Source organism: Veillonellales bacterium, assembly GCA_039680175.1.
Taxonomy (GTDB): Bacteria; Bacillota; Negativicutes; order JAAYSF01; family JAAYSF01; genus JBDKTO01.
The window spans coordinates 38,401-57,225 of sequence record JBDKTO010000013.1; the positions used below are offsets into that span (position 1 = coordinate 38,401).

The 18,825-nt window shown below is 46.2% G+C and carries 16 protein-coding genes; 14 read left to right on the top strand and 2 right to left on the bottom strand.

What is annotated here, in order from left to right:
- Positions 1-10: 10 nt before the first annotated feature.
- A complete protein-coding gene (locus tag ABFC84_02235; protein MEN6411565.1) occupies positions 11-1,660 on the bottom strand; it encodes a hypothetical protein in 1,650 nt (549 codons plus the stop codon).
- Positions 1,661-2,173: 513 nt separating this feature from the next.
- On the opposite strand from ABFC84_02235, the gene ABFC84_02240 reads away from it, so the two are divergent.
- The 12 genes from ABFC84_02240 to ABFC84_02295 all read left to right on the top strand — a co-directional run bounded on the left by ABFC84_02240 (position 2,174) and on the right by ABFC84_02295 (position 16,640).
- Positions 2,174-3,589, top strand: coding sequence for a sigma 54-interacting transcriptional regulator (locus ABFC84_02240; protein ID MEN6411566.1), 1,416 nt, complete (start codon positions 2,174-2,176; stop codon positions 3,587-3,589).
- A gap of 270 nt (positions 3,590-3,859) precedes the next feature.
- On the top strand, positions 3,860-5,434 hold the full coding sequence (locus ABFC84_02245) for an acyl CoA:acetate/3-ketoacid CoA transferase (protein MEN6411567.1): 1,575 nt from the start codon (positions 3,860-3,862) through the stop codon (positions 5,432-5,434).
- A gap of 7 nt (positions 5,435-5,441) precedes the next feature.
- A complete protein-coding gene (locus ABFC84_02250; protein MEN6411568.1) occupies positions 5,442-6,587 on the top strand; it encodes an acyl-CoA dehydrogenase family protein in 1,146 nt (381 codons plus the stop codon).
- 31 nt (positions 6,588-6,618) lie between these two features.
- Positions 6,619-7,737, top strand: coding sequence for an acyl-CoA dehydrogenase family protein (locus ABFC84_02255; protein MEN6411569.1), 1,119 nt, complete (start codon positions 6,619-6,621; stop codon positions 7,735-7,737).
- 74 nt (positions 7,738-7,811) lie between these two features.
- A complete protein-coding gene (locus ABFC84_02260; protein ID MEN6411570.1) occupies positions 7,812-8,594 on the top strand; it encodes an electron transfer flavoprotein subunit beta/FixA family protein in 783 nt (260 codons plus the stop codon).
- A gap of 16 nt (positions 8,595-8,610) precedes the next feature.
- Entirely contained in the window at positions 8,611-9,546 is a 936-nt protein-coding gene (locus tag ABFC84_02265) for an electron transfer flavoprotein subunit alpha/FixB family protein (protein MEN6411571.1), read from the top strand.
- Positions 9,547-9,575: 29 nt separating this feature from the next.
- Positions 9,576-10,859, top strand: coding sequence for an FAD-dependent oxidoreductase (locus ABFC84_02270; GenBank protein ID MEN6411572.1), 1,284 nt, complete (start codon positions 9,576-9,578; stop codon positions 10,857-10,859).
- Positions 10,856-11,146, top strand: a complete 291-nt coding sequence (locus tag ABFC84_02275; GenBank protein ID MEN6411573.1) for a ferredoxin family protein — start codon at positions 10,856-10,858, stop codon at positions 11,144-11,146. The genes ABFC84_02270 and ABFC84_02275 overlap by 4 nt, the downstream gene beginning before the upstream one ends.
- 18 nt (positions 11,147-11,164) lie before the next feature.
- A complete protein-coding gene (locus ABFC84_02280) occupies positions 11,165-12,451 on the top strand; it encodes an MFS transporter (GenBank protein ID MEN6411574.1) in 1,287 nt (428 codons plus the stop codon).
- Positions 12,452-12,587: 136 nt separating this feature from the next.
- Entirely contained in the window at positions 12,588-14,018 is a 1,431-nt protein-coding gene (locus ABFC84_02285; protein ID MEN6411575.1) for an S-layer homology domain-containing protein, read from the top strand.
- Between the two features lie 153 nt (positions 14,019-14,171).
- Positions 14,172-14,990: a methyl-accepting chemotaxis protein gene (locus ABFC84_02290; protein MEN6411576.1), complete on the top strand. Its 819-nt coding sequence runs from the start codon at positions 14,172-14,174 to the stop codon at positions 14,988-14,990.
- 39 nt (positions 14,991-15,029) lie between these two features.
- Positions 15,030-16,640, top strand: coding sequence for a long-chain fatty acid--CoA ligase (locus ABFC84_02295; GenBank protein ID MEN6411577.1), 1,611 nt, complete (start codon positions 15,030-15,032; stop codon positions 16,638-16,640).
- Positions 16,641-16,657: 17 nt separating this feature from the next.
- Here the strand turns inward: ABFC84_02295 and ABFC84_02300 are convergent, their stop codons facing one another.
- Positions 16,658-16,912, bottom strand: a complete 255-nt coding sequence (locus ABFC84_02300; protein ID MEN6411578.1) for a hypothetical protein — start codon at positions 16,910-16,912, stop codon at positions 16,658-16,660.
- A 144-nt stretch (positions 16,913-17,056) separates the two neighbouring features.
- On the opposite strand from ABFC84_02300, the gene ABFC84_02305 reads away from it, so the two are divergent.
- The gene (locus ABFC84_02305; GenBank protein ID MEN6411579.1) at positions 17,057-18,253 is read left to right on the top strand and encodes an MFS transporter; all 1,197 of its coding nucleotides are present in this window, start codon (positions 17,057-17,059) and stop codon (positions 18,251-18,253) included.
- Between the two features lie 125 nt (positions 18,254-18,378).
- Positions 18,379-18,741, top strand: coding sequence for a hypothetical protein (locus tag ABFC84_02310; protein MEN6411580.1), 363 nt, complete (start codon positions 18,379-18,381; stop codon positions 18,739-18,741).
- Positions 18,742-18,825: the final 84 nt, after the last annotated feature.

The window sequence follows — 18,825 nt, forward strand, 5'->3', positions numbered from 1 at the left end:
CTTAATCTTGTTATGGAGTAAAAGAACCGAATTTCGGGATAAAATCAACGCTCTTAACATCAGTTCCAGCAATTTGAGCGCCAGTGTTATTCGCCTGTATTGCACCGGGATAGAGGCCAGCCACCATGTTAGTGATCAAGATTTCAAATTCACTGGATCCACTGAGGGAAATGTTTCTAAACTCATTGGCACTGAACGCATTTATCGGTAATGGTTGATTAAATATTTCAGTAAACGGGCTGGTATCCAGGCTGAAAGCCCTAACCCGTACTGTCTGAGGAGTGCGATTATTGTTCAGAACTTTAATAGTTAAAGTTTCGGAATTTGGTACGACGAATATCGGGCCGGAAGTTACATCCGCTGTAGTATGGAGGACGGCATTTTCGAGGAAGCGAACTTCGTTCTTAATCTCATTGAGACCGAAGGTAGGGCTGTTGACGCTGTTGTTGATAGCAATGACTTCGTTGAAGAGATTGCGTAAGCCGAAGGTGCTGTTGTTAACGGTATTGTTAATAAGGGTCACTTGGTTTTCAACGAAGCGAACCTCGTTCTTAATCTCATTGAGGCCGAAAGACGGGCTGTTGACGCTGTTGTTAATAAGGATCACTTCATTTTCGACAAATCGTATTTCGTTCTTTACTTCGTTTAAACCAATTAACGGATTGTTAAGAATATTGTTGATGTCAACGGCTTCATCGGCAATTTGATTTAGTATGTTATTAATAAAAATAACTTCATTCCTGATGAAGATTACGGAATTTTCGACAAAACTAACTTCGTTTTTGATTTCATTCAGGCCAATTAGCGGGCTATTAATCGTATTGTTAATGAGAACAATTTCATTTTCGATGAACTTTATTTCGTTTTTTATTTCGTTGAGACCAAAAATAGGACTGTTAACAGCAGTATTAATCTGTTGGACTTCATTCTCAACAAATCGGACTTCGCATTTAATTTCTTTCAGACCAAAGCACTTGTCGGTCAGCAGTTTTTCGATTTCCCGGGTTTCACATTTAATTTCTTTCAGGCCAAAGCACTTGTCGGTCAGCAGTTTTTCGATTTTTCGGATGTCGTCCAGGAGAATGCAGGTAAATGTTTGGAGCTGACGCCTGGTACCGGGAGATACCCTCAGACATTTTGCAACTTCTTCCGCCGTTAGTTTCAATTGCTTAACACAAGCGGCGATGCGTTGAATATCCCGATCGTGGAGGTGGTTGGCGGCGTGACACTCCTGATGCTTCGGACAAGTATTGCATTCATCCCATTCGTGGTGATGCTCATCGCAGACGCATTCACAAGGATCTTGTTTTTTGGGGGGACACTCGTGGTGGTGTTCGTCGCATTCACAAGGATGTTGTTTTTTCCATAGAGGACAATCGTTGTGCTTTGGGCAGGTAGGGCATTCGTCGTACTCGTGGTGATGCTCATCGCAGACGCATTCACAAGGATCCTGTTTTTGGGGGGGACACTCGTGGTGATGTTCATCGCATTCATAAGGATGTTGTTTTTTCCATAGAGGACATTCATTGTGCTTTGGGCAAGTATAGCACTTAAGGAAATCTCCGTTATTCGCCTGAGCCCGACGGTATTGCTCGCAGTTTTTCTTATCCGTTTCATTGACAGGGGCTGTATATTTGGTTTTATCTATAGGGCGGTCCACCTTATCACCTGCTTTATAATTTAGTCATGATATAATATGTAGTTTTAGCGTAAAGCGTGAGGCGGTGAGAAAGAAAATACCGCTGACGCGGTTTTGGGGAGGACTGATATCCGGTTATGGTTAAACTGTCGGCCGGTCCTTTACGAGTATACTAACGGGGGTAATACATTGAAGGAGTGGGTAAGCCCTGCGCCTTTTCCTAAGAATGACGTAAGCCGAGCTGATTTTGTACTCAAAATGGTACAGTTCTACCAGCTTTACGAAGGATAAGTGAATAAAAATGGTACATAAATGAAAAAGTTATCAGGGAACAAAGTAGTAGCAATGCCTGTTTTACTTGATTTTTAAAATTAGAAAATGTTGGCATACAATATGCTTATATTAGTACATGGCATGAGATGATATCCCATAATATAAATTAATATTCCAATCATTGTGTAAATTAATGATATATATGGAAGGAATGTACAGATTTCCCGAGAAGGATATCTTGTGGAAGCAGGAGGTGGTTTCGTGCAAAGAGCAGCAAAAAGGGTGGAGCAAAGTTATGAACTTGCTCAAAAAAACTTGAAGCAGATATTTGATAATCTGCCAGATGCGATCTTTGTAACGGATAAGTACGGCAATGTACTGCTCTCGAATTCAACGACGGCTTTGACCCTCGATATGTCATTAGATCGATTGCTAAAATCGAATATGGGAGATTTGGTAAAGAAAGGTTTCTATAGTAATTCATATGCGTTGGAGGCTGCAGAAAGGAAATGCGTTCGGAGCGGAGTGCTAAGAACGAAGCTTAATTTTGTTCAGTATTCAAGCAGTACGCCAATAATCGATGATACCGGAGAAGTAATTTTGGTTGTAACTCACGCCAGACCTTATCATAAGCACGGAGTTTATGTTAGCCTTGAAGAAAAGGAAGAAAATAGTTGTCGCAGGCGAGAGATGGAGTATTTAAGAAGTTGTGTTCTAGAGACCGAAACGATTGTGGCTGAAAGCAAGAAAATGAAGCAGGTATTATTAAAGGCCCATAATGTGGCGCAGGTTGACAGTACAGTCTTACTCACTGGGGAATCGGGAACGGGAAAAGAAATTTTAGCTAAATATATACATCGGCATAGTAAACGATCGGGCGAGGCCTTTATTGCAGTTAATTGTGCCAATTTGCCGGAACAGCTTGTTGAATCGGAATTGTTCGGATATGAAAGAGGGGCTTTTACGGGGGCGAATACGGAAGGAAAGGCGGGATTATTTGAAGCCGCCGATCATGGCACCTTGTTTTTGGATGAAATTGCCGAGCTTCCTTTTTCACTGCAAGCAAAATTGCTTAGAGTGTTAGAAACGTGCGAAGTTCGGCGAATCGGAAGCAATATCGATCGGAAGATGGATTTTAGACTCATCACAGCAACGAATAAAGACTTAAAAAAGATGGTGGATGCGGGACAGTTTCGAAGTGATTTGTATTATCGTCTTAACGTTATACCTGTAGCGATACCACCGCTGCGGGAGAGGCCGGAAGATGTTCTGGTGCTGGCATTAAAGTTTTTAGACAGTTTTAATAAAAAGTATGGGTTGGAAGTTGAATTTAGTTCTGAGACCTTTGAAGCCCTTCAGAGTTATAAATGGCCGGGAAACGTGCGCGAGCTAAGAAGCTTTGTCGAACGAAAGGTGATCAGCAGTTTGCAAGTGGGTCAGGCCTCTTTATTGACACTTGATGCCATTGAAAAAGAAAATGGAAACCAGTGCAATATTTTTAACCTGTTGGGATTAAATGGAACCCTAAGAGAAGTTTTAAAAGCGGTTGAAAGAAAATATATCGAGTACATAGTAAAAGAATGTGATGGGAAAATTGGAAAGGCGGCTGAACGCCTAGGCATTTACCGTACGGTTCTGTACCGGAAATTGAAAGAAATAAATGAAAAAACGCTATGAAAAACTACTGAATTAAAAGAGGAGTGCATTGTAACGGCACCTCCTCTTTTATTACTAAGGAGCAACGTCAATGTACCTAAAAAGGTATATTGACGTTTTTTCTTTCAATATAAATTGAAAAAAATGGTACATAAAGCCAACGATACATATGGCACAAAGTAGTTGCAACCGTTGATATTATTGAACTTTCCGAATTAATAATTTATTGGCACGCATTATGCAATATATTGCAGTGTAACAATAATTCAAATAAAAAGGAGTGCATTAAGTATGTCAAAAGTGATAACCGCTGACCAAGCTGCCGCGCTGATTAAAGACAATATGACAATGGCGACTACCGGTTTTGGACTTGCCGGCTGGGCCGAGGAAATCGCGGAAGCTCTCGAAAAAAGATTTACTACAACCGGATCGCCGAGAAATCTAACGTATGTGCAAGCTTCCGCCACCGGTGATTGGAAAGATCGCGGTACGGTTCGAATCGGCTATGAGGGCTTAATCAAACGATGGATCGGTGCTCATATCGGATCGTCGGCAACGATGTCAAAGCTGGTATCTGAGAGCAAGATTGAAGGTTATTGTCTGCCGCAAGGTGTACTTGTTCAGCTTTACCGGGAAACAGCCGCAAAAAGGCCCGGCTTGCTTACCAAGGTGGGGATGGGCACATTTGTTGATCCGCGTCTGGATGGCGGCAAAATGAACGCCAAGACAACGGAGGATATTGTTAAGGTAGTAGAATTCGCTGGCGACGAGTGGCTTTATTACAAGACCATACCGATTGATATAGCATTTATGCGGGCAACTACCGGCGATGAAAATGGCAATCTTACTACCGAAAAAGAGTCTGTTATGCTGGAAATGCTGGAGATGGCTCAAGCCGTTAAAAATAACGGCGGCATAGTGGTTGCCCAGGTTGAGTATCTGGCTAAAGCAGGCTCACTGCATCCGCGGGATGTTAAGGTTCCCGGCGTCTTAGTGGATCACATTGTCGTGGCAACAGACCCAAGATGCTGCTGGCAGACGGAAGGCCTTTATTTCAATCCGGTTTTTTGCGGCGATATTAAAGTTCCGCTGTCCAGCATTCCCGAATTGCCGTTGACAGAACGCAAGGTGATTGCCCGGCGGGCTGCAATGGAACTGGTTCCGGATGCTCTTGTAAATTTAGGGGTAGGTATACCGAGCGATGTTGCTTCCATCGGGGCGGAGGAACGGGTTTCAAATATGATGACTTTTACTACCGAGGTCGGAGGCTTCGGCGGAGTGCCGGCGAGCTTGCCTCATTTTGGTCAGTCCTATAACGGTGAAGCCGTTGTTGGACACGCGAATCAGTTTGACTTTTATGATGGCGGCGGGCTTGATGTGGCATTTTTAGGCCTTGCTCAAGTCGATAAGGCCGGCAATGTGAACGTCAGCAAATTTAAGGGCCGGGCTATGGGCCCCGGAGGCTTTATCAATGTCAGCCAGGGTTCTAAGAAGGTAGTCTTCTGTGGCACTTTTACTGCCAAGGGCCTTGATGTCGCCATCGAAGACGGCAAAGTAGTGATCAAGCAGGAAGGAAAAAGCGTAAAATTCATTGACCAAGTTGAACAGGTAACTTTCAGCGGAAAATATGCCGCAAAAACGAACCAAGCAGTCGTGTATGTTACGGAACGTGCTGTTTTTATTCTGGAAGATGGTCAAGTGACATTGAGCGAAGTTGCCCCTGGTATTGATTTGGAGAAGGATGTGCTGGCATTGATGGATTTCAAACCAAGGATTTCGCCAAATTTGAAGCAAATGCCGGCTGAGATTTTCCAACCAAAATGGGGACAGCTAAAGCCGGTTATTGAAGCAAAAACGAAAGGTTGATGCGATAATGGTTGATAAATCTCTTACTGCCGAGCAGCAAAGATTACAACAGTTGGCCCGGGATTTTACAAAAGAACATATTATTCCGGCAGCCAGCGAGTACGACCGTACCGGAGAATTTCCCACGTTTATTCTCGCAGAATCGAAAAAAGCCGGACTGAATTGCATGACGGTACCGGCAGAATACGGCGGACCCGGGTATGATTCTGTTGCCCAAGCGGTAGTTGTTGAAGAATGGGCTTATGGTTGTGCGGCATTTGCGACAACTCTTAATGGCAACGGACTTAGTGCCTATCCCTTACTTATTGCGGGAAATGAAGAACAAAAAAAATTATATTTTAGCTGTCTTGTTGCCGGCGGGTTGGGCGGATTTTCCCTGACTGAGCCGGGAGCCGGGTCGGATGCAGGCGCTGTTGCAACGACTGCACAACTAGCTGGCGATGAATGGGTGCTTAACGGCACAAAATGTTTCGCCACTACCTGCGGTTATGCCGACATTATGGTCATATTTGCCGCCACTGATCCCAGTAAGGGAGTAAAAGGCCTTAGCGCTTTTATTGTAGAGAAAGAGCGAGAGGGGCTGTCTGTTGGGGCAGTTGAGCATAAAATGGGTATTCGAAGTTCCAACACGGTGGAGTTGTTGTTAAAGAATGTAAGAATACCCCAAGATCATCTATTGGGCAAAGAAGGAGAAGGAATGAAAATCGCTATGAAAACGTTGGATTTAGGACGTCCAATGGTAGCGAGTATCGGTGTTGGCATAGCCCAGCGGGCTTTAGACGAGGCGGTTAAATATGTCAAGGAACGGCTGGATATAAGCGGCAAGCCGTTGGCAGCTCACCAAGGGGTTGGGTTCAAAGTAGCCGATATGCAAATTCAGGTTGAGGCGGCCAGACAGCTTGTGCGAAATGTATTTCGTTTGAAAGAAGCCGGATTGCCCTATACGAAGGAGGCGGCGATTGCCAAAACATTTGCCACGGATACCGCCATGCGGGTTGCGGCGGATGCCGTGGGCCTGATGGGCTCCTTTGGCTATTCCAGGGATTCTATCGTTGAAAAACTCATGCGTGACGCAAAGGTGACCCAAATTTACGAAGGTACAAATCAAGTTCAGCGGATTGTCATTTCCGGACAGCTGCTTCGTTCTTGCTAAGCAGAGTATACATAAAAGAGGAGGGTAACGCATGAGCTATGCATTGACAGAAGAACAACAACTAATCAAACAGAGTGTCAGGGATTTTGCCCTGGAATTTGTGACGCCAGCCGCTGCTGAAATCGACAATAGCGGCGATTATCCGGAAGACGTTGTCAGGATGATGGCCGAACATGATTTTCTTGGCCTTTTCCTGCCGGCGGAATTCAACGGAGCGGAAGCGGGGTATCTCAGCTATATTCTTGCGGTAGAAGAATTGTCCCGTGTAAGCGGAGGGGTAGCCTCGATTTTGATTCAGCATGCGTCTTTTGTCGCTTACGCAATAAACCGCTGGGGGTCGCCACAACAAAAAGAAAAATATTTGCCGGCTATGTGCCAGGGAGATAAGCTTGGCGCATTTGCTCTGAACGATCCCGCAGCGGTTATTGCCGGTAAGGAAGGCGACGGGTATGTGCTGAATGGATGTAAATCCTATGTCGCTAACGCCGGTGCAGCCGGGGTTTATATTGTTTTTGCTTTAACCAATCCGGAGGCCGGTCCCAAAAAAGGAATGAGTGCGTTCCTTGTCGACGCTGAAACCCCTGGCTTGACTGTAGGACGGCAAGTTGAAAAAATGGGACTGCGCGGCTGTCAGTCCGCGGAAGTTACTTTTGAAAATGTGAGGCTGTCTCAGGAAAGTTTACTTGGATCAGAAGATGCCGGTCTTGTGATAGCTACGGAAACGCTTGCTGTTGGAAATATTGCGGCAGGTGCTCAAATGGTAGGAATTGCCCAAGCGGCTATGGAGGATGCGGCAAAGTATGCGAAGCAAAGAGTCCAGTTTGGCCGGCCAATCGCCAAGTTTCCGGCTATTCAAACTATGCTTGCGGAGATGGCAGCAAATATTCACCTGGCTCGTTTAGCCATCTACAATGCAGCTCAACTGATTGAGAAGGGTGAACCGGTTATGACGGAAGCTGCCATTGTCAAGTTCAGTGTTTCTCGCATTGGACAAAACGCCTTAATTGATGCGGTTCAGATTGAAGGCGGCTACGGGTATAGTGAGGAAATGCCAGTATCCCGGTTTTACCGTGATGTCAAGGGCACAGCGATTATGGACAGTTCTCTGGAATTTCCGGAAAAAGTAATTGCCGATAGTGTGCTTGAATAGTGAGCGCATTTCAATAGCAAACACAGTTGACGGGAGGGGGGAGTTCCACCCTCCCTGAGGAGGGAGTAATACAGATGCCAAAAGTTCTTGTCTGTTACAAGTGGGTGTTGGACGAACAAGATATAAAAATCAAAGCGGGGGATTTGTCCCTTGATTCCGGCAGGGCAAAAGGGAAGATCAGTGATTATGATAAAAATGCTATTGAGGCGGCAGTGCTGCTGGTAGAAAAGTACGGCGGCAGTGCTGCTGCGCTGACCTTTGGCAATACCAAGGTCAAACAATCCCTTAAAGATGCGCTATCCCGTGGCCCAGGTCAGGCATACTGGATTGGCGATGATGCAATTGCCGATAAAGCAGACGCGTTTATAACGGCCAATATTCTCGCAGCCGCAATACGCAAAACCGATTCTTATGATTTGATTCTCTGCGGTGAGGGCAGTTCTGATGTTTACAACCAGCAGATTGCTCCCCGAATTGCCACTCTTTTGGAAATTCCGATAGTTACCTTTGTTAAGGAAATTGGGATTGAAACTGAGAAGGTTATTGCTACCCGCAAGTTGGGTGAATGTACGGAAACAATTGAAATAAAAGGACCGGCGGTGATTAGCGTACTGCCCGAAATTAACAAGCCGCGTATACCCAGCTTAAAGCAAGTGATGGCTGCAGCAAAGAAACCGTCAGCGGAAATAAAGGTGTCTGATTTGGGCTTAGCACGGGACGATCTGGAGGCGAAAGTTGTTGTTTTATCGGATGCCGGGTATGTCATGAACCGAAAGAACATCTTATTCAAAGAGGCCAGCCAGGCAGATAATGTTGCAAAACTTGTCGCTAATCTTGCCCAAGAGGGTATCAGCTAAGAGAGGAGTAAGGAACATGCCAGGAATTTGGGTTTATTCGGAAGATAATACTCTTGCCAGACAATTGCTTACCGCGGGGCAGAAATTGAAGGAGACGATGGGACAGCCGCTGGGGGTTATCGCAATTTCCGGTGAGGAGATACACGCTTTTATTGCAGCCGGGGCTGACAAGGTGTATGTCCTGCAGGGAGAAAATTCGTGGCCGGAAAGTTATGCGGGTGCAGTGGCTGATATTATCAGCAAAGAAGCGGCAAGTGTACTGCTTATTGGCGGTACTTTGCGCGGCAAAGATGTGGCCGCGAAAGTTGCCGCAAAACGTAAAACGGGTTTGGTAACAGATGCTTTGACTGTAAAATATGCAAACAATCGGATTGAAACAACAAGACTTGTTTACGGCGGTTTGGCAGTACGGACAGAGGCTGTCTCTCTGCCGGCATTAGTTACCATACCCCCACGGACATATGCTGAAGCTGAACCCGCAGCCGATAGGCAAGGTGAAATCAGTACGATTGACGCCGCTAATAAAGACACCCGGCTGGAAATCCGTAATGTATGCCCGATTGTCCGTGAAGCGGTCGATATTTCAACCGCTCAGAGAATTGTCTGTGTGGGGCGCGGCCTTGCCAAAAAAGAAGATCTTGCAGCGGTTGAAAAACTGGTAAAAGCAATCGGCGCGGAAATCGGCTGCACCAGGGGCCTTTCGGAAGATTATCATTGGCTGCCCAATGAGCGGTATATCGGAATTTCCGGCCAAAAAGTGAAACCTGAACTGTATATTAGTTTGGGAGTTTCCGGTCAAGTTCAACATGTTGTAGGTATGAGGGATTCGAAGCTTATTGTCGCCGTTGATACCAATGAAAAAGCGCCAATTTTTGCGGCCGCCGATTATGGCATCGTAGGTGATCTTTACGAGGTACTGCCTTTGCTAACCGAAGCAATGGCAAATAAATAGGCTGTTGCCACGTTGAGGGGGTTATAGAAATGTCGGACGACGAAAAATTTGATGCCATAATTATCGGCGCCGGACCGGCGGGGGCGGCTTGTGCCTATTTATTAGCCAAAGCGGGGAAAAGTGTAATCCTTATTGAGCGCGGGTCGACCGCCGGCGAAAAGAATGTTACCGGCGGACGCTTATACACGTATGCATTGGAACTTGTTGAACCGGGCCTTTACCAGCAGGCTCCGCTGCAAAGAAAGGTTATACGCGAACAAATTGTGATGATGAGTCAACATAGCGCTATGACAATGGATTATGTGGACTATGATTTTGGCGCGGAAGTGCCGCAATCCTTTACTGTTTTGCGAGCGACCTTTGACGAGTGGTTTGCTGCACAGGCAGAGGAACAAGGCGCCATGCTGGCGATTGGAATTTTAGTGGAGGACTTAATCGAGGAAAGGGGGAGGATTATCGGCGTAAGAGCCGGCGATGATGAAATATATGCCAATGTGGTCATTGCCGCTGACGGCGTAAATTCATTTATCGCACAAAAAGCAGGACTTCGCGGCGATATTACTGCCGATTCCGTAGGAGTATGCGCAAAGGAGGTGATTGAACTTCCACCGGAAGTCATTGAAGCCAGGTTTAATCTGGCGGCAGATGAAGGCGTGGCCAGAGTCATGTCGGGAGGAACAGACGGAGTCCCGGGAGGAGCTTTTCTTTACACTAACAAAGACAGCATATCCCTTGGCGTTGTCGTAAATCCTGTAGAAGCTGCCCAGCAGGGGAAAAAGGTTCAAGAAATGCTTCAAGATTTAAAGATGCACCCGGTTGTTTATCCCTTCATTAAGGAAGGAACGACAGTGGAATACGGTGCGCATCTGGTTTCGGAGCTGGGAATTAACGCAATGCCGAAAAAGCTGTATCGGGACGGACTGCTTTTGATCGGCGACGCCGCCGGGTTTGTTATTAATACCGGTACGATGGTGCGAGGCATTGATTTGGCAATTGTGAGCGGAGTGGCCGCAGCCCGGGCCGTCTTGGCAAATGAAGGTTCCACTAATGTTGGCACTGCTTATCTTAAAGAACTGGAAGATTTGGCGCTGCTGCCTACTATGCGCCTTTATGCCAAGTGGCACGATATTGTCGGCAATCCCAGGATGGCAGCCACGTATCCCAATATGATGAATGAAATGATAAAAAATATGTTTTTCGTTGACGGCAAGCTGCCGAAACGGATTGATAAAGCAATGCTGAGTATTGTAAGAAAGCATGTCTCAATCGGACAATTAGCAGCCGATGGCTGGAAGGGGTTCAGAGCGATATGACGGTAAAAAAACTTTCACCCGAGGAACTTTTGGGGCTGAATAAATTCGCTGTCGACGAAGCAGAACCCCATATTGTGCTAGACAAGGCGATTTGTGCTAAGTGTGCAGAAAAGCCGTGCCTGGTTGTTTGTCCCGCCGTTTTATATTCCTTGAAGGACAACGAAATGAACTTTGATTACGCGGGATGCCTGGAATGCGGCACTTGCCGGGTTGTTTGCAAAAATAAGGGCATTATCAAATGGAATTATCCTCGGGGACCCTTTGGCGTTGCATTTCGCTGTGGTTAAAAATAAGGGGGGAAACAAATGGAAAATAGGCAGAGTTTCTACGGCTGGAAATTGGTCGGGGCACTGTGGTTTCTGTACTTGCTGAACATGGGCTTTCCACTTTACGGCGGTGCTGTAATTAACACGTATACGATGAAAGAGCTGGCCATGGATCGGAGCACTTTCGGATTGGGATTCACGCTGCTGAATTTTTTTGTCGGCGTTCCGTCGATGATTATTGCGGCGGCGATCGTTAGGTGGGGGATTAAAGCAACTTTTGGCATCGGGTCTACCTTTATCTGCGTCGGTGCATTGTGGATGACTTTCGTCGCGTCACAGCCTTGGCACTATCTGGTAGGGTTTGGCGTTTTAATCGGCACAGGCATTGGTTTTGGTACCATTGTGCCGTTGTCGACTGCGGTTACCCGCTGGTTTAAGCGTTATAGGGGCAGGGCAATGGCCCTGGCAATGACCGCGTCAGGGTTTGCCGGTTTCATTGGCGCTCCTTTAATGAACAAAATATTAGCTTCTAATGGGGGCGACTGGCGGCAGGCCTGGTTAATTGTTGCTGGAATTGCAGTCGTCGGGGCAATTATTGCTTTCCTGTTTGTAAAAGAACGTCCGGAAGATTCAGGCCAGATTGTCGATGGTGAACCGGAGCCGGCTCCATCTATGCAAGGTACGTCAAGTGCCTTATCCACTAAATACCCATGGACTCCGGGCGAAGCTTACGGAACGAGAGCGTTCTGGATGATTGTGGTTGGTTCTATTGCCAGCCAATTCCCCTTTTTCTTCTTTACCGCTCACTGGATCATGCATTTGAAGGGTGTTGGCATTACGGCTGCAGATGCTGCTCTGGCTATGGGCTTGTTCACTATGGGTGGAATCGCCGGTCGGTTAATCGGCGGCTGGCTGATGGATAAAATGGCAGCCCGGTTTGCCTTTATGCTGGGTATCTGCTGCTATTTTATCGGCTCTTTCCTGGCAATTGGCATTACCGCAAGCACTCTTACGGTTGCTTTCGTTGCGGCGATACTGTACGGCGCAGGATTTGGCTGGAGCTTTGTCTGCCTGAATACGATGGTCGGCAACTACTACGGGCCGGCAGCATTCCCCAAGGTAAACGGTATGGTGCTTCTGATTTCGGCGATTGCTTGCTCGCCTGCCGGAATAGTAGGGGGGAAGCTGTTTGATATGTTCAAAAACTACACACCGGCGTTTGAACTCAATGTTGGTATCTGCGTTGTTGGGGTCATAGCTTTAATTTTTGCGACAATGCCGCAACAGCCCAAAGACGTAAAAGCTGCGAAAGGGGCTAATGTTTAGGCGGCAGTTTTACATTACGCTTAGCTATTGGATTTGGTTGATGGGAAGCGTATAAAAGGAGGTGATTAAAAAAATATTTCGTATTTGTAAACCGATTTTACCGAGGGCTTGAATCGAATCAATTGGAGGTGCAGCAGTGAAGAAATGGTTTTCGTTTCTCTTGGTCACAGTACTTATTGTTACGTTGACAGGAATTACTTACGCCGCCAGTGCGTCGTTCAGTGATGTCCCGGCTAAGCATTGGGCATATGACGCTGTAACCAAACTAGCAGACGCGGGATTAATCGATGGTTACGGGGATGGAACTTTCCGTGGCGATAAGGCCATGAATCGCTACGAATTTGCCGTAATGACCCAAAAAGCAATGGAAAAGTATGAACAGGCTGATGACGCCAACAAAAAATTAATTGATAGTCTATCGGCCGAGTTTGCTACCGAATTAAACCGGATGGGTGCCCGGATTGCCAAGGTAGAGGCTAAGACCAATACATGGATAGGCGGCGATACGCGGATGCGTATCCTGGGCAATAGCCCTAAAGTCGGTAATAAGCTGCGCGGAGCGGATAGGTATGATTTTCGTCAGCGAATCAAGTTTTGGGGCACTATTAATGACAACATGATGTGGCAGGGCCGTTTAAGCAGCAACTGGGGCAATAAATGGGGTAATACCGATAGTTCTTATGGTTCAACAGCCTATTTTGACATTATGAATGTGACGGCAAAAAATGTTCTTGGTCTCGACAGCATTCGCGCCGGCCGGTCAGCCCTTGATGTGATTGGTTATGGCTTTATTGGCAAGCCAATGGCGGTTGATGGGGTGCTGATTAACAAAAAAATCGGCGATGCGAAATTCAGCGCTTATACCGGCAATATAAAATCGGATACGGCACTGGGTACTGGCGTGACTGGTACTGATAGCGGCAATTCCAATCAGCTTACTACCGGTCAGGTGAGGTTTAATGTTAATAAAAATCTGGACATGGGATTAGGCTACTACTGGGCCGATATTCAGGGTACTAGTACCAAAACCGGACTCGGTACGCTGAATACTAATATTGGCAGTTTTACAAGGTCTAAAGGATACGACTTATCAGTCAAGTACAAGATGGGTGATTTAACGCTTCTCGGTGATTATATTGATACTAAGCTGGTCAACCCGGTAGGGTTGCCTGACAGTCCTAACGGCTGGGTTGTCCAATTAAGCAACGGCAAAGGACCGGGGGCGACCGCCGTATACTATAACGCAGCTTTGCTGGTAGATCCGGCGAAGAAAGGGTCTGACGCCTGGTCGGTTTCCTATCGCAGCGTTGACCCCGGAACGATCCCAAGTGGCGGCGGTGGTTTTGACACTACGGCGGTAGCATATCCGACTCAGCCTTACAACATATTTACCCATAGCACCGATAATGTGAATGCATGGTACTTAACGTATGAAAACGTGTTGGCAAAGAATGTCGTTCTCTCTTTGGAATATCAGGACTTCAAGGTGAAAAACCGGTCTCTGACCAATCTTACTTCCGACAATTTAGATAAAGCTTATAGGATGCAATTTGAATTCTTCTATTAAATCTAATAGTTCCAAGAGCAGAAATAGATGTTTTGTATAAGACCATGGTGTTAGTTGCTGAAATGGGATTAACAGTGAAGGTAGAAGGGCTTTACCACTTAAGTAAGGCCCTTCTCTTATAACTATGGTTATATATCCGGGGAGATGATGTAAATGAAGAAAGTGGAGGCAATTATAGCTGCCGCGGAATCCCTTAGGAATGCACTCCCAATTGATTTCGACATCGTAGTCTGCGATGCGGAGGCAAGATTTCTTCATCATGTACAACCGAAAACATTTACTACTTCCAACATCAAAATTGGCGAGATCGCTTCAGGCGGAGTGATTAGGCAGTGTATCGATACTCAAAAAATAGTCAAGGGCATGATACCTGAGCATGTTTACGGGGTAAAGTTAAACTCAATTATTTGTCCTATTTTTGAGGAAGACGGTGAATTTGCTGGAATCATTGGTACGGCTACCAGTTATAAAACACAGGCGGCATTGCAGGAAGCTGCTCAGGCCATAGCGCTCACAACGCAGCAAATAACGGCAACGTTGGAAGGATTAGCAAACTCGGCGAACCAATTGGCCGATTATCTGGCTAAAGTTAGAAATGACGAGGAGAATGTTCTTGTTTGGATTAATAAAACCCACGATATCTTGCGATTTATCAGTGATGTGGCGGACAATTCCAACTTGTTGGGACTCAATGCTGCAATTGAGGCGGCACGGGCGGGAGAACAGGGACGCGGGTTTGCTGTCGTTGCTGATGAAATTCGTAAAATGGCTGTGAACAGTGCACAATCGGTCAAGCAAATAAAAGTGATTTTGCAAAATGTGCAGAGCGAAACAAAGTCTGTAGTTGATACCATAATGAGCACAGCAGAATTAGGCGAAAAGCAGGCGACCTCTACGGAAGAATTATCGGCGGCTATGCAGCAGTTAGCAGCAGCAGCAACGGATATTGAAAAAATTTCTATGACACTGTAATGTCCGAGCAAGCAGAAAAATCTTTATTAACGTAATAAAATGAAAGAAGAGCGGATAAAAGTGAGTGGGATTGGATATTGGGTAACGAAGAGAGCTCAATTAAGTAATAACAAAGTGGCTGTAATTTTTAAAAATCAAAAACTGACGTATAGTCAATTAAATAGCCGTATCAATTGTTTGGCGAACGGATTAACGCGGAGCGGGGTGGAAAAAGGAACCCGGGTAGCGGTATTTCTCTTGAATGGGAATGAGATTTTAGAGGCAATGTTTGCTTGCGCCAAAATAGGAGCGATCTTTGTTCCGCTTAACTTTCGCTTAAGTGTTGAGGAAGTAGTGCATATCTTGAATGATTGCGGTGCTACGGTATTTCTTTATCAAAGTGAATGCGCGCCGTTCGCTTATGAAATTCGCAACAAAACTTTTGTATCCTATATAATCAATGCTGGAAATCAGACGTTGGATGATAATGCTCAATACGAGGCATTTTTGGCGAGAAACGCTGATACGGAACCTGACGTTAACGTAGATGGGGAAGAAGTGCATATGATCATGTATACGTCAGGGACTACCGGGCGTCCTAAAGGTGCAATGCTTACTCATGCTAATATGTTTTGGAATATTATTCAGGTTCTAATCGCTCATCCCATTTTGGAGACGGATACTACTTTTACGGTGGCTCCCATGTTTCATAGTGGCGCAATGACAATTCTAACTTTGCCGTTATTATATAAAGGCGGCACGGTTTTTATCGATAATAGGTTTGATCCAATTCGGGTTTTGGCAACCATTGAATATGAGAAAATAACATGTATGTTTATGGTGCCTTCGATGTGGCAGGCAGTCACGCAAGTGGCTGATTTTGCTGAATACCAGCTGAGGTCATTGCGCTTAACTATTTCCGCAGGAGCTCCCTGCCCCGTAACAGTCATAAAATTGCTGCAAGAGAATGGAATATCATTAATTCAACAATTTGGTTTGACGGAGGCAGCACCGGTAACTATCCTGAATATTCGAGATGCCGCTCGCAAAATGGGTTCAGTAGGTAAAGCTGCCTTTTATGCTGATGTGCGGATTTTAAATAAAAGCGGCAAGGATGCTTCCAGTGGAGAAGTTGGCGAGCTAGTGGTTCGCGCTCCCAATGTAATGATCGGATATTGGAAAAAACCGCAAGCAACGCAGGATGTTTTGCAAAACGGGTGGTTTTCTACCGGAGATTGCGCCCGGTGCGACGAAGAAGGCTACATTTATATTGAAGGCCGGAAAAAAGATGTGATTATCACCGGGGGGGAGAACGTTTATCCGGTCGAAGTGGAGCAGGTATTATACCGTCATCCCAATATAAAGGAAGCTGCCGTAATCGGAGTGCCTGATGACAAATGGGGTGAAGCCATTAAAGCGGTTATTGTCTTAAAGGATTCAAGCTGGAAATTGAGTATAGCCGATATTAAAGTTTTTTGTGAAGACAAACTGGCACGCTATAAAATGCCTAAGATACTTGAAATCGTAGCAGCATTGCCCCGTAATGCCGCAGGGAAAGTAATGAATAATTATCTACGGCGTAACCAAGTGGAACTGCCAAGTGCTACTCAGACTGCCACCCCAATTTTTGCCAATCCTACTATGCATAGAAAAGAAGCCATGCGAGAATGAATGCATGGCTTCTTTTCTTAAGGATCAATTAACTGTATGCTGTTGTTAAGGCTGGCGATACTAGCTGAAACCGCGACAATACCGGTGAGATTGGTCGCTGGGTCCGCTGCCAGCTGCTCCAGAATTTCCTGCAATACCAGCATAGTAAAAAGAGCAATCGTGTTGCCGTTGGTTGCGGCTGAAACCGAAAATGCGGCTAATTTTCTGGCTCTTTCCTCTAATTCCTCCGGACAGAAGATCCTGCAGCGTTTTGTATATTCAGTCGTTGTCACTTCCCGTTCCTCCTGTGCAGCTTCATCTTTGCCATTATTCTATGAATATAAGCCGCTAGTTGTCAAAGTCGAACAAAAATAAACAGGAAAATTCGATTCGGTTCAGAATATATACAGGTTAGCTTAAATAATAGAGGTGGAATTTTGAACTGGAAAAGAAATTTATGGTCGTTATGGTTAGGCTGTATTTTATCAAGCGCAAGCTATACCATGATTATCCCGTTTTTACCCTTATACTTGCTTGATCTGGGGGCAGCAGAGCAGGATGTTACAGTATGGTCGGGACTGGTTTTTTCCATTACTTTTTTTGTCTGCGCGCTGCTAGCACCTTACTGGGGTCGGCGGGCGGATAAGAAGGGCAAGCGCCGGATGGTGATCCGTGCCGGGTTTTGTCTGGCAATTGTATATTTTTTAGGCTCGCTGGTGCGGAACCCGCTGGAGCTATTTATTGTCCGGCTGCTGCAGGGGTTTGCCGCCGGTTTTGTTCCGGCTTCTATGGCGATTGTGGCTTCTTCAGTGCCGGAAGATAAAATGGGGTTTAGCCTGGGTATCATGCAGACGTCCATGCTGACGGGCGGTATTATCGGACCGCTGTTTGGCGGGGTATTATCTCATGTCTTCGGTATCCGGGCCTCCTTTGTAGTCGCAGCCGCCAGCATATTTTGCGGTACGGTGGCGGTGAGACTGCTGGTCACGGAACCAACCCGCAGCGAAATGCCTCAGACCGGCGGCAGCGTGATCAATGATCTGAAAATCGCCTTTCGCAACCGGCTGCTGCGGGAAATGCTGCTTTTGCTGATCATTGTTCAAATGGCGGTGATGGTATTGCAGCCGCTGATTACTTTATATGTCGCTCAGCTTCAGGGACAGTTGGAGGGTGCCGGGCTGGCGGCCGGCATTGTTTTCAGCCTGGCCGGCATTGCCGGCGCCATCGCCGCGCCTTTATGGGGGAGAATTGGTCAGAAAAAAGGCTTCTTCACCATTCTCAGTCTGTCGTTTTTGGGTGCCGGAGTGTTTAATATTTGTCAATATTTTGGGCAGAATATCTGGCAGTTCGGTGCGCTGCAGTTTATTTATGGACTATTTCTTGCCGGTGTTTTTCCGGCCATCAATACCATTGTGGTCAATAATACGGACGCCGATTTCCGGGGGCGGGCCTTTGGTCTCACGATGAGCGCCAATCAGGTTGGATCCATGCTGGGGCCGCTGTTTGGCGGGATAGTCAGCGTCTGGCTGGGAATCCGGCCGGTTTTTATTTGTGCCGGCGCCCTCTTGCTCATTACCGGTATTGTTGTCCGGAGCCGGTATGACCCTGAGACAGTAAAAAATAAAACGCAATAAAGGATTTATATGAATTTTTCGAGAAATAATCAGAAGAAACAGCCGTTACATTTTGCGTTGATTCAAAAGCTGAACGGCCACTTTTAGCAGGGGCAATCTTCTAATTTGGATAAGGGGGCTACAGAATGAGTGATGGTTCGACAGACATCCGGGATTCCCGGCCGGTGCCGCTTGCCGACAATAAACCGATCGGCGTCAATGCCAAAGAGAGGGAAGGCGTTTTTATCAACGGCTTTATCTGTCAGTATTGCGGACTGCATTTTAACTTGTTTTCATGGAAAGCGGATCGTCACCGCTCGGCCAACACCTACTGCCCGGAATGCGGGCGAAAGGGCTCGTTCCTGCACTATCGGAAAATATTAAGTACCAAACAGAAACGGGCTGATAATTCCAAAGAAGAAATTTTCGGTCAGGTTCCCTGGCCGGGCAGCAAGCTGGTGAACGACTCCGTCATTTTTTCCGACGAGGCAACACCGACGGGAAAATAATACTGGAAACTAAAAAGGGAAGCGCCCATAATAGGAGCGCCTCCCCTTTTTCATATAAGAAAGGAGTCATTGTTGGGGTTTCCA